The sequence below is a fragment of the Rhizobium sp. BK376 genome, assembly GCF_004341625.1.
Classification (GTDB): domain Bacteria; phylum Pseudomonadota; class Alphaproteobacteria; order Rhizobiales; family Rhizobiaceae; genus Rhizobium.
The window spans coordinates 423,272-435,694 of record NZ_SLZG01000004.1; the positions used below are offsets into that span (position 1 = coordinate 423,272).

9 protein-coding genes are annotated in these 12,423 nt (G+C 60.7%); 3 read left to right on the forward strand and 6 right to left on the reverse strand.

What is annotated here, in order from left to right; genetic code table 11:
- Positions 1-636: 636 nt before the first annotated feature.
- Complete coding sequence (locus tag EV561_RS14070) at positions 637-2,523, forward strand: MFS transporter (protein WP_132522431.1); 1,887 nt, start codon at positions 637-639, stop codon at positions 2,521-2,523.
- A 34-nt stretch (positions 2,524-2,557) separates the two neighbouring features.
- Here EV561_RS14070 and lpxE read toward each other — a convergent pair whose 3' ends face one another.
- The 5 genes from lpxE to htpX form a co-directional block, all read right to left on the reverse strand.
- On the reverse strand, positions 2,558-3,325 hold the full coding sequence (lpxE, locus tag EV561_RS14075; protein WP_132522433.1) for a lipid A 1-phosphatase LpxE: 768 nt from the start codon (positions 3,323-3,325) through the stop codon (positions 2,558-2,560).
- A 141-nt stretch (positions 3,326-3,466) separates the two neighbouring features.
- Positions 3,467-5,083, reverse strand: coding sequence for a bifunctional phosphoribosylaminoimidazolecarboxamide formyltransferase/IMP cyclohydrolase (purH, locus tag EV561_RS14080; protein ID WP_132522435.1), 1,617 nt, complete (start codon positions 5,081-5,083; stop codon positions 3,467-3,469).
- A gap of 94 nt (positions 5,084-5,177) precedes the next feature.
- Positions 5,178-6,800 carry a heparinase II/III family protein gene (locus EV561_RS14085; RefSeq protein ID WP_132522437.1) on the reverse strand — a complete coding sequence of 541 codons (1,623 nt, stop codon included), beginning with the start codon at positions 6,798-6,800 and terminating at the stop codon, positions 5,178-5,180.
- A 159-nt stretch (positions 6,801-6,959) separates the two neighbouring features.
- Complete coding sequence (locus EV561_RS14090; RefSeq protein ID WP_132522439.1) at positions 6,960-8,384, reverse strand: transcription antitermination factor NusB; 1,425 nt, start codon at positions 8,382-8,384, stop codon at positions 6,960-6,962.
- A complete protein-coding gene (htpX, locus tag EV561_RS14095) occupies positions 8,375-9,358 on the reverse strand; it encodes a zinc metalloprotease HtpX (protein ID WP_132522441.1) in 984 nt (327 codons plus the stop codon). The genes EV561_RS14090 and htpX overlap by 10 nt, the downstream gene beginning before the upstream one ends.
- 107 nt (positions 9,359-9,465) lie before the next feature.
- Between htpX and EV561_RS14100 the strand changes: the two genes are divergently transcribed.
- Positions 9,466-9,693 (forward strand): DUF1674 domain-containing protein, encoded by a 228-nt coding sequence (locus EV561_RS14100; protein ID WP_132522443.1) that lies wholly within the window; start codon positions 9,466-9,468, stop codon positions 9,691-9,693.
- Between the two features lie 49 nt (positions 9,694-9,742).
- Positions 9,743-10,210 (forward strand): thermonuclease family protein, encoded by a 468-nt coding sequence (locus tag EV561_RS14105; protein ID WP_132522445.1) that lies wholly within the window; start codon positions 9,743-9,745, stop codon positions 10,208-10,210.
- 133 nt (positions 10,211-10,343) lie between these two features.
- Here the strand turns inward: EV561_RS14105 and acs are convergent, their stop codons facing one another.
- A complete protein-coding gene (gene acs, locus EV561_RS14110; RefSeq protein ID WP_132522447.1) occupies positions 10,344-12,302 on the reverse strand; it encodes an acetate--CoA ligase in 1,959 nt (652 codons plus the stop codon).
- Positions 12,303-12,423 lie beyond the last annotated feature (121 nt).

Sequence of the window (12,423 nt, forward strand, 5' to 3'; positions counted from 1 at the left end):
CGCTCCTGATCGCCACAGTCGCGGATGACGCGCGGTCCGGCGAATAAAAAATCCCCCTCCAATTTTCCCCCTTACCCAAAACCATGCCTACAATCCTCCCGCTTCCGTCGCCGGAGTGTTTCGCGAGACGTTCGCGGGCAGGCGGGAGCCGGCGCTTTCGTCTGACCCGTAACGTGCGGGAAGGGCGGAAGAGGTGAAAGCCATGGAGCGCCCGTCGAAAGACAAATGGCTCCTATCAAGCCTCCCCCGGGCAGCCGTGCCCGGTTCGGTTAAGCCGTGCAAGTAGCAGGATTTCCCGAAAGGAAATCGCAAATGCAGCTACGCAGCGAGGCGAGGTGATCACCTGTAGGGGAGGGATGCCCCGAAAGAACGCCGAAGGCCACGCGAATGCGGAGCCACAGAATTTAAATAAAAGTGAGGTTCCGCATTCGCGTGGGCTCTCCAGCTTGAAATCTCAAAACGCAGGCGGATTCCGTCGTGCGAACGCGGACTTAGACTAAAGTCATAAGCCGAAAGCATCTCTCTGTCTGACTGCGCTTTTCTGTCACAGTCAACGCAAGTGCGTCGCGCCTGTTCGGCAACCCGGAGGAGAGTTGGGTCAGACGCGCTTGGACACACTCTGTTGGAGGACAGAAAATGGCGAATGTTGCAAGCGTGGGCCGCCCCAAGGCCGGCCCCATGACGGGCGAGGAGAAGAAGGTCATCTTTGCCTCTTCACTCGGTACCGTTTTCGAATGGTATGACTTCTATCTCTACGGTTCGCTCGCCAGCTATATCGGCGCGACCTTCTTCACCCAGTATCCCGAAACGACACGCAACATCTTCGCGCTGCTGGCTTTCGCGGCCGGCTTTCTGGTTCGTCCCTTCGGCGCGCTTGTCTTCGGCCGGCTCGGCGATCTCGTCGGCCGCAAATATACGTTCCTCATCACCATAATGATCATGGGTCTGTCGACCTTTCTGGTCGGTCTGCTGCCCGGAGCGAGCTCTATCGGCTTTGCCGCACCGGTCATCCTGATTGCGCTGCGCCTGCTGCAGGGTCTGGCACTCGGCGGCGAATATGGCGGTGCTGCGACCTATGTCGCCGAACATGCCCCTCAGGGAAGGCGCGGCTACTTCACCTCCTGGATACAGACGACGGCAACGCTTGGTCTGTTCCTGTCGCTCATTGTCATCCTTGTCGTTCAAGGCTTCATGAGCAAGGAGGATTTCGGTGCCTGGGGATGGCGCATTCCGTTCCTCGTCTCCTTCGTATTGCTGGGTATTTCGGTCTGGATCCGCATGCGGATGAACGAGTCGCCGGTCTTCCAGCGCATGAAGGCGGAGGGCAAGGGCTCGAAGGCTCCTCTCACTGAAGCATTCGGAACCTGGAAGAACGCCAAGATCGCGCTTCTTGCGCTCTTCGGCGCGACCATGGGCCAGGCGGTTGTCTGGTACTGCGGCCAGTTCTACGCCCTGTTCTTCCTGCAGAACGTGCTCAAGGTGGAGTTTCGGGCTGCCAACATCATGGTCGCAGTCGCTCTTCTCATCGGGACGAGCTTCTTTGTGTTCTTCGGCTGGCTATCCGACCGCGTCGGCCGCAAGCCGATCCTCATGCTCGGATTGCTGCTTGCCGTGCTGACCTACTTCCCGCTGTTCAAGGCAATGACCTGGACGGCCAATCCTGCTCTTGCCCAGGCCCAGGCGACTGTCCGCGCGACCGTCACCGCCGATCCCGCCGATTGCAAGTTCCAGTTCAACCCGACAGGCACGTCGAAATTCACCAGCTCCTGCGATGTGGCGACCGCCTTCCTGACCAAGAACTCGGTGCCCTACGACATCGTGGCGGGAGCACCGGGACAGGCTGCTTCGGTCAAGATCGGCAACGAGACGGTGCCGAGCTATGACGCGGTTGCCGCCGGCGACAAGGCGAAGTCACTGAACAGCGCCTTCGAGAAAGGCATCAACGTGGCGCTGCATGACGGTGGCTATCCGCTGGTCCGCGGCGCCATCAAGGTGCCTGACATCAAGCTCGACGGCTTCATCAACGCCAATCCCGAACTCAGCCTTAATGCAGACGCGGTCAGAGGCGGGGACAAGGCGATGGTGCCGGTCGACAAGCTCGTCGCCGACAAGCTGATCACCAAGGAAGAAACCAACGGCCTGACCGAAATGCCGGTCTATACGATCGCAAACGGCGGCGCGTTCGCCATGGTCGCCGATCCGGCAGCGGTCAACTGGTTCGGCACGATCGCCATCCTGACGGTTCTCGTCATCTATGTGACGATGGTTTACGGCCCGATCGCAGCCCTGCTCGTCGAGCTCTTCCCGACACGCATCCGCTACAGCGGCATGTCGCTGCCCTACCACATCGGCAACGGCTGGTTCGGCGGCCTGCTGCCCGCCATGGCCTTCGCGATGAGCGCGGCCAAGGGCGATATGTATTACGGCCTCTGGTATCCGATCGTCTTTGCCGCAATCACGCTTGTCATCGGCATGCTGTTCCTACCGGAGACAAAGGATCGCGACATCAACGCGATGGACTGACCACCCCCAGCCGTCGCGTGACGAACCCGGTGCCTCAGGGCGCCGGGTTTTCATTTGCCGATGTCGAGCGGATGATCGGCAGGCGCGGCACGGGCCAGCCATTCTCGCCGATCCTGAAGAGCAAGCCATAGCGGGAATAGACGATCGCCAGCATGAAGGAGAACCAGGCGCCGAGCGCAAGGCCGGCGATGACATCGCTCGGATAATGCGCACCGATCATGACGCGCGTGGCGGCAAGCCAGATGGCACAGGCCGCAAAGACGAAACGATAGCGCGGGGAGAGAAAGGCAAGTGCTGCAAAGAAGGCGCCGATCGTCGTGGCATGACCGGACGGAAAACTCTCGAAGCTGGCATGGCCATTGAAAGGCGAGAAGCCGAGGATGCCCCAATCATCATAATGCATGGGCCGCGCGCGCCCGATGATGCGCTTCAGGATATTCACGAGAATGCCTGAAAGAGCGATGGAGACGAGCAGATAGCCGCCGATGCGGCTGAACTGTACCGCCTGGCAACGGCAGCGCGCCGAGCGCAGCAGCCGGCTGCCGGCAAGGCCCTCGAAAAACAGGAAGGCGCTGACGATGATTAACCAGCCGGACTCGCCGAAATTGGTGAGAAGCTTTGCGAAGAAATGGATTGGCGGAGCAAGGTTCTTGGCGTTGGCACCGACGGGAGCATCCAGCAGAAGAGCCGACAACAGCACGATATTGGCTGTCATGAACAAACAGATCTTCCAGTGAAAAGGTGCAAAACCACCCTTACCGCGCTTCCATCTCCTGTCCAGCGAAACCAGGATTGCCTGCATCTCCACCACCTTCCCTCGTCGCCGGCACGCCCTCTGTGCCGGCGAGATGGTGGTAGCAGCCCCTTGCAACAATTTTTTTACGGATCTGCGACAGTTCACAGCACCCGTACGGGATATCCGATCTGAGAGAAAGGATATCCCTTAGTGGCGGAAATGCCTGATGCCGGTGAAGACCATCGCGACATTGTGCTCGTTCGCGGCCGCGATCACCTCCTCATCGCGCATCGAGCCGCCCGGCTGGATGACCGCGGTCGCGCCTGCCGCGATGGCAGACAGCAAACCGTCCGCAAACGGCAGGAACGCCTCGGAGGCGACGGCTGAACCGCGAGTCAGCGGCTCGGCGAGACCCATGGCCTTTGCGGCTTCCTCGGCCTTGAGCGCCGCGATACGGGCGGAGTCGACACGGCTCATCTGGCCGGCACCGATGCCCGCCGTCTGGCCGTCCTTGGCATAGACGACAGCATTGGACTTCACATGCTTGGCGACGCGGAAGGCGAACTTCATGTCCTCAAGCTCCTGCGCGGTCGGCGCACGCTTGGTCACGACCTTGAGTTCCATGTCCTCGACCAGCGCATTGTCGCGACCCTGGACCAGCAACCCGCCGGAGACGGTCTTTGCCGTGATGCCGGGTGTGCGTGGATCGGGCAGGGCGCCGACCGAGAGAAGACGCAGGTTCGGCTTGGCGGCGATGATCGCCTTTGCTTCCTCGGTCACCTCAGGGGCGATGATGACTTCGGTGAAGAGCTTGACGATCTCTTCGGCCGTCGCTGCATCCAGGATCTGGTTCAGCGCAATGATGCCGCCGAAGGCCGAGACCGGATCGCAAGCCAGCGCCCGCTTGTAGGCCTCGACAAGGCTTGGGCCGGTGGCAACGCCGCAAGGGTTGGCATGCTTGATGATGGCGCAGGCCGGCCCCTTTTCGGGCAAGAACTCGGCAACCAGCTCGTAAGCGGCATCCGTGTCGTTGATATTGTTGTAGGAAAGCTGCTTGCCCTGCAGCAGCGTTGCCGTCGATACGCCGGGCCGGTTCTCGCCGGTGACATAGAAGGCAGCCTTCTGGTGCGGGTTCTCGCCGTAGCGCATTTCCTCGCGAAGCACGCCGCCGATGACACGGTGGCGTGGCGTGGCGATATCGAGCGCATCCGCAAACCAGTTGGAGATCATCGCATCGTAGGCTGCGGTGCGGGCAAAGGCCTTGGCGGCCATGCGCTGGCGGAAGGAATAGATCGTCTGGCCATTGTCGGAAGACAGCTGCGACAGCAGCTCCGCATAATCTGCCGGATCGGTCAGGATCGTTACATAAGCGTGGTTCTTGGCCGAGGCGCGGATCATCGCCGGACCGCCGATATCGATGTTTTCGACTGTCGTCGGATAATCGCCGCCGGCAGCTCGCACATCCTCGAAGGGATAGAGATTGACGACGACGAGATCGATCCCCTCGATGCCATGCGCCTTCATTGCCGCCTGATGCTCTTCATCGTCACGGATCGCGAGCAGGCCGCCATGAACCGCCGGGTGCAGCGTCTTGACCCGGCCGTCCATGATCTCAGGAAAGCCCGTGACATCGGAAACATCGGTTACAGCAAGACCGGCTGCTGCGATGGCCTTGTGCGTGCCGCCGGTCGATAGCAGCCTGACACCCTGGTCGGTCAGCGCGCGTGCCAGCTCGACGATGCCGGTCTTGTCTGAAACCGACAGCAGCGCCGTCTTGACCTTGACCTTATCGGGGGCGGGAATCTTCTTGGAAACGACGGCCATGAGCTTTCTCCGGTTTGGCGTGCGGGAGACATCCGGCAGGGACGCTGGAGCTTGATGGCGCCGCGTTATCACAGCTTTACAGGGGAGGAAACACTCAAGCCTGACGGCGGGATAAAAACCAGCGGATTTCGGGTTTGTCGGAAAGCGAAAACGTGACCTCGATCTGGTCAGACGCCCGCACGCCTGATGCATCGGCGAAAAAGATATCTTCGCCAATCAGCACCTCGCAACCGGGCGCCGAAAACAGCCAGGTTTCGCCATCGGGAGCGACCAGCATGGCGGAATCGGTCTCGTTCTGGACCAGGCTGATCGTGGGGTGCACATGAAAGCGTGCCGAGGCGCGATTTTCCCCCTTCATGCTCTTGCCTTCAGGAACGAAGAAACGGTCGCGACCTGTCAGGATCGAGCCGCTGGCATTTAGCGTCAATTCACGTTCGTGATAGACGCCGAAGGCCGCGAGATAGCCGTCATGCGACGCCTTCACGCAATCGCGCCCGTCCTCGGTCTCGACGCGTTCCACCGGGACATTGCGGACGCCGCTCATCATCACAGGCCCTAGGAAACCCGAGCGCGAAAAAGAGCTTGAGGATGTGTCGTTGAGGGTAACGGTCGAATGCGCCGCGGTGGCGCGGGCCATCTGCACGTAGCGATCGCCGGCAAATTTCGGCGAGCCCGAATTGATGATGAAGCGATGCTTGCCTGATGACATCTCGAAGGACAGGCAGCCGGCATGCGCCGTTCGCGAGAGATCAGTGGAAAAGGGAATGCCGGTATCCATGATGACCAGCGTCTGGGCCGCGGCGAGCCGCTGATACTTTGTATGGGGCAATGCCTTGAACGGCTGGCCGGCGCTCTCGTCGTAGCGCAGCACCGACATCAGCTCATTGGCAAGCGTCGAGGTCGCGCCGTTGAAAAGCGCCAGATCGCCATCATGATGCCGAAAGAAGCGCAGCGCCGGATACATGCGGTCGATCCCGGCAATCAGCCGTGCCGGCACATCGTGCCCGAGATTGACGTAGGTCTGCCTGAGCGGCAGCAGGTCGAGCAGCAGCTCCAGCGCTGCGCGCGGATTGCGTGAGATATGGCCACCATCCGCGAGAATCTGCCGATCGATCTCGTTATCCAGTGCCTGCCCGGTGCGCTTGATCGTGCCGTTTCGCGCCGGCATGGCAACCGAGGCCATCGCAAGCGCGATACGGACACGAAAGCGCACCTCGCCATCGGGCGCCGTCGCCGCAACGCGCCTGAGATAGCGAACATGGAAAATGAGCGAGCGCATGAAGCGACGGTAGAAGCCGCTGTCGGTGCCCTGCAAGACGACAGGCGAGTGCGACAGCCATGCGATCAATCGCTGCGCGGCCGTATCGGCATGCCAGGCAATTCCCTGAATGCGGCGGCCATGGACGGCGATCCAGTCATTGACGATCGCTCGCGCCACAGCACAGGCCTGATCGGTTTTCTCCGCCCTGATATGCCGGAGCCAGTGAAAGGCGTGCAGGCGGATCGCAAACATCTGCGACGGCAGTTCGAGCGAAAAAGGAGATTTGCCGTTGGTTTCCAGCACCCGTCCGGCCAGGGGAATGCGGCCATTGAGGAGTTCGGCGGCAACGTAGGGATCAATGGATCTGAGATCGGTCGGAGCGACAATCAGCCGTTCCGGCACACGAACTGTGTGGCGGGTGAGGCGCAAACGCGCCAACGCCGCGCGGCGCGACATCCGCCGCCATGCTTCCCGCACGTGTAAACTCACCAACCGCCTGCCGGAAATTGCATATTTGCTTTAGCTTATTCTCCCTCCTCAATGGTTAAGAGGAGGTTACGAATGCGTCAATTCATCCTTAAGTGATCCATTCTGATCAGATGAGCTGTGGATGAACTAATCACCCAGGGACTTGCGACGGAGCACGGAGGCAAAGAACCCGTCCAACCCCGAAGCAAAACCACTGCCCGGCGACAGCATGACCGGCGTCGTGCGAAACTCGCCGAGAGGCGTGATGGCGGTTTCAAGACCCGGCCAGTCACCCGATGCGATGGGCACACGCTCCACATCAGGCGTATCGGCCAATAGACGTTCGACCACCCGCTCGCCCTCTTCGGGGTCGAGCGAGCAATTGGAAAAGACCACTGTCCCGCCGGGCTTGACCAGCGTCAGCGCATGGCGAAGCAGCCTTTCCTGCAGTGCTGCGAGCTTGGCGATATCCTCCGGCCCCTTGGTCCAGAGAACGTCGGGATGGCGTCTCGTCGTGCCTGTCGAAGAGCATGGCGCGTCCAGCAGCGCGGCATCGAAAAGCTCCGCGGGCTGGAATTTCGACATATCTGCAACGACGGTCTCCGCCTCCATGCCCAGGCGCGCCAGATTGCCGGACAGGCGCTTCAGACGGCTGGCCGATTGATCCAGCGCCGTCACGACGCCACCGGCAAGTACGAGCTGCGCGGTCTTGCCGCCCGGTGCTGCGCAGAGGTCGACGACGCGCTTGCCCGAGAGCGAGCCGAAAAGCTTGGCTGGAATGCTGGCCGCCGCATCCTGTACCCACCATTCTCCTTCGGAAAACCCATCGAGCGAGGGAACCGAGCCTTCAAAGGCGGCAAGTCGTATGCCGCCCGTGGGCAGGACGACGCCGTTCAGCCTTGCTGCCCATCCTTCCGGATCGGATTTGACGGTCAGATCGATCGCCGCGGGTTCGAGCTGTGTCTCTGAAATCGCAAGCGCGGCCTCGCGGCCATAGTCTTTTTGAAGCCGGGAAAGGAACCAGGACGGCATGGCCGGGACGTCGGCGACACGCTCAAGGATAGCCTGCTTCTCCCGGCCGATACGCCGCAGCAGCGCATTGACCAACTTGGCAAAGCGGCGATTGCGCGGATCCTGGTTGGCTTGTTCGACGGCGATATCGACGGCGGAATGATCCGGCACATCGAGATAGAGCATCTGCGCGGCGCCCACGACCAGAACATGGTGAAGCGCGCGAGCGCCCTCCGGAAGCGGCGTTTCCAGAAGCGAATCGATGGCCGCCTCGATGCGCGGCAGATGCCGTAGCGCCGAATTCAGGATCGCACGCACCAGCGCCCGGTCGCTTTCGCCAAGCGCCCGGTAGGCCGGATTGCCGCTTTCCGCATCGAGCATTCCATCGAGCGGCGTCTTGCGATCGATGACGGCGCCCAGGATCTTCGACGCAGCAGCCCTTGCAGCAAGCCCCGGCTTATCGGCAATCGCGACCTGCGGCCGCTTATTGGACGATCCGCCGTCCGGCCGTCTGCTTCCACTTCTAAAAGGCTTCTTCTTTTCGTCTGAACTCAAGACCAGGGTCCTTTGGGCGGTTGCGAGCCACCGCGACCCAGACCCGTATCCGGCACGGAGCGCGATTTGCGCCCCGGATTAGCAGCCCTTGCACTCTGCGTCGACCCAAAGTCGGAAATTGGTGCCGGGCTGCCCCCCGTGCCCCGCGCCATCTCCTGCAGCGCGGCGATGCGGTTTTCCGTGTTCGGGTGCGTGGAGAAAAGATTGTCCATATTCTCACCGGACAGCGGATTGATGATGAACATATGCGCGGTCGCCGGATTGCGCTCGGCATCATAGTTCGGGACATGCTCGGCGCTGCGGGCGATCTTGTTCAGCGCCGAGGCGAGCCAGAGCGGATTGCCGCAGATCTCGGCGCCACGCCGATCGGCCGAATATTCGCGTGTCCGGCTGATCGCCATCTGCACCAGCATGGCGGCAAGCGGAGCGACGATCATGGCAGCCAGCACGCCGATAAATCCGAGCGGATTGTTATTGTCGCGGCGCCCGCTGAAGAAAAACGCGAAATTGCCGAGCATGGAGATTGCGCCCGCAAGCGTGGCCGTAATCGTCATCGTCAGCGTGTCGCGGTTCTGCACATGGGCGAGTTCATGCGCCATGACGCCGGCGACTTCCTCAGGCGTCAACGCATTCAGAAGGCCGGTGGAGGCAGCAACTGCAGCGTTCTCAGGATTTCGCCCGGTCGCAAACGCGTTCGGCTGCGGACTGTCATAGAGGTAGACACGGGGCATCGGCAGGCCGGCGTTCCGGGCCAGATCACGAATAATGCCATAGAATTCGGGAGCAGCGCGCTCATCGACCTCCTGGGCATGATAGGTCGACAGGACCATACGGTCCGAATTCCAGTAGGAAAAGAAGTTCATGCCGGCAGCGACGACGAGAGCAATCATCATTCCGGCCTGGCCACCGATGAGATAACCGACCCCCATGAACAGGGCCGTCATGAAGGCAAGCAACATGGCAGTGCGCATGAGGTTCATCTGTCATCTCCGTAAAGCATGGGTCCAAACCTTTTTATTTGAACCCCGTCGCACTATCATTTGGGAATTCGACCACCCAATTCAATATTTCCTGGCCGGAGAGCCCCATGCAGACAGCGGATAACGACAATAGCGCAAGCCCCGAGGAGGCAACCAGCTCGGGCGCGCCACGCAAACCGTTGTCGCCTGCCGCCAAACGCGCACTGGCCGAGGCCGAGGAACGCCGCCGGACGCAAGCCGCACCGGACCTGCCTCCGGAGATCGGCGGCCGCGGTGGAGCCGAGCCGTCACGGTTCGGCGACTGGGAGATCAACGGCCGGGCAATCGATTTCTAAGGTAAATATTCCTATTGACTTTCGCTGATATCAGGAAATAATTCCTGATATGTTTCGCTCTCGCTTGATTCCCACCCTGATTCTTCTTACCTCGCCGCTGGCAACATCGGCGAAGGCGCAGACCGTCCATGAAACCATCGACGGCCCCGTCTCCGCCGAAATCATCCGGGTGGTCGATGGTGACACCATTCTTGTCGAAGCAATGCCTTGGCCGCAGCAGACAATCGAGGTCTATGTCAGGCTGCGCGGCATCGACGCGCCGGAACTTCATTCGAAATGCGAGGAAGTTCGCGCCGCAGCACTGAAGGCTCAGGAAGCGCTGGAGGCAATCATGCCGGCGACAGGCGAAATCGAGCTGACCAGGATTTCCGGCGACAAGTATTTCGGCCGTATCCTCGCCGACGTGACAACCAAGGACGGACGGAATCCGGCTCACGATCTTTTGCAGGAAGGCTATGCCGTTTCGTATAACGGCGGCAGGAAGCCGGTCCAGCCCTGCGGAAGTGATTCTGATTAGGCGTTGATCAGACGATCATGATGGCCTGCTTGCCGGATGGCGTCAGCCTCGGCCTCCTGCCGAGGATGACGAAGAGCATCTTGCTGGGCTTCCCGACGGGCCGACGCCGCCGAAGATACCCGTTGGCAACCACTTAAGCGGCATTCGCCTTGTTCTGCCGGTTTGCGATGAGATCGTCGACCACTGCCGGATCGGCCAGCGTCGAGGTATCGCCGAGCGAACCGAAATCGTCCTCGGCGATCTTGCGCAGGATGCGGCGCATGATCTTGCCCGACCGGGTCTTCGGCAGGCCCGGGGCGAACTGGATCTTGTCCGGCGCCGCAATCGGACCGATCTCAGTGCGGACATGCTTCACCAGATCCTGCCTCAGGGCATCCGTTCCCTCATGGCCAGCCATAAGGGTGACATAGCAATAGATGCCCTGACCCTTGATCGCGTGTGGATAGCCGACAACGGCGGCTTCCGACACCAGATTGTGCGAGACGAGCGCCGATTCGACTTCTGCCGTGCCGAGGCGATGGCCGGAGACGTTGAGAACATCATCGACGCGGCCGGTGATCCAGTAATAGCCGTCCTCGTCGCGGCGGCAGCCGTCGCCGGTGAAGTATTTCCCCTTGTAGGTGGAGAAATAGGTCTGGATGAAACGCTCATGGTCGCCATAGACCGTGCGCATCTGGCCCGGCCAGCTGTCGGCGATGCAAAGATTGCCGTCGGCAGCACCTTCGAGCACCTTGCCTTCGGCATCTACCAACTCGGGCTTGACGCCGAAGAAGGGCGTCGTTGCGGAGCCGGGTTTCAGGGCCGTTGCGCCGGGCAGCGGCGTGATCATGTGGCCGCCTGTTTCCGTCTGCCACCAGGTGTCGACGACAGGGCAGCGTCCGTCGCCGACGACATGATAGTACCATTCCCAGGCTTCAGGATTGATCGGCTCACCGACCGTGCCGAGCAGGCGCAGGCTGGAGCGCGACGAGCGCTTCACGAAATGATCGCCGGCGCCCATCAGCGAACGGATCGCGGTCGGCGCCGTGTAGAAGATATTGACCTGATGCTTGTCGATGATCTCCCAGAAGCGCCCCTGGTCCGGGAAGTTCGGTACTCCCTCGAACATCAGCGACGTGGCGCAGTTCGATAACGGCCCGTAGACGATGTAGGAATGACCCGTCACCCAGCCGACATCGGCCGTGCACCAGTAGACATCGCCATCATGGTAATCGAACGTATATTCATGCGTCATCGACGCGAAGACGAGATAGCCGCCCGTCGTGTGCAGCACGCCCTTGGGCTTGCCGGTAGAGCCCGACGTATAGAGAATGAAGAGCGGGTCTTCGGCCTTCATTTTGACAGGCGGGCATTCGGCCTTCACGGTCGCGACTTCCTGGTGATACCAGAGGTCGCGTCCCGGCGCCCAGCCGGTCTTGCCGCCCGTACGGCGCACGACGAGTACCTTGTCGACAATTACATGCTGGCGCGCGGCGATATGGATGGCGGAATCGGTGTTGTCCTTGAGAGGGATCGGCTTGCCGCCGCGCACACCTTCGTCGCAGGTAATGACGAAGGTGGACTCGCAGTCGACGATGCGGCCGGCGAGCGCATCAGGTGAAAAGCCTCCGAAGACCACGGAATGGACAGCTCCGATGCGCGCGCAGGCCAGCATCGCATAGGCCGCTTCCGGGATCATCGGCATGTAGATGGTGACACGGTCACCCTTCTTGACGCCATGCTTCTTCAGCACGTTCGCCATGCGGCAGACATGCTCGTAAAGCTCGTTATAGGTGACCTTCTTGTCGATATAGGGATTGTCGCCTTCCCAGATGAAGGCGACGCGATCGCCATGCGTCTTTAGGTGCCGGTCGATGCAATTATAGGAAACGTTGGTGAGCCCGTCCTCGAACCATTTGATCGAAACCTTGCCCTTGAAGGACGTATTCTTGACTTTTGTATAGGGCTTGAACCAGTCGATGCGCTTGCCATGCTTGCCCCAGAACTTGTCGGGATCCTCGACGCTCTCCTGATACCATTTCTCATATTTGGCCTTGTCGATCAGGGCATGGCTTTTGACGGCCTTGGTGACCGGATAAATCTTTTCCGACATGGTTTCCTCCTCAAATATGCGCCGCCGCGATACCCGGTTCGAGGAAGTATGGGCGGTCTTTCGGGCCAATCAATAGCAGGTCAAGTCACGGGAGCAATTAGACAAAGGTCATTTCGTCCTC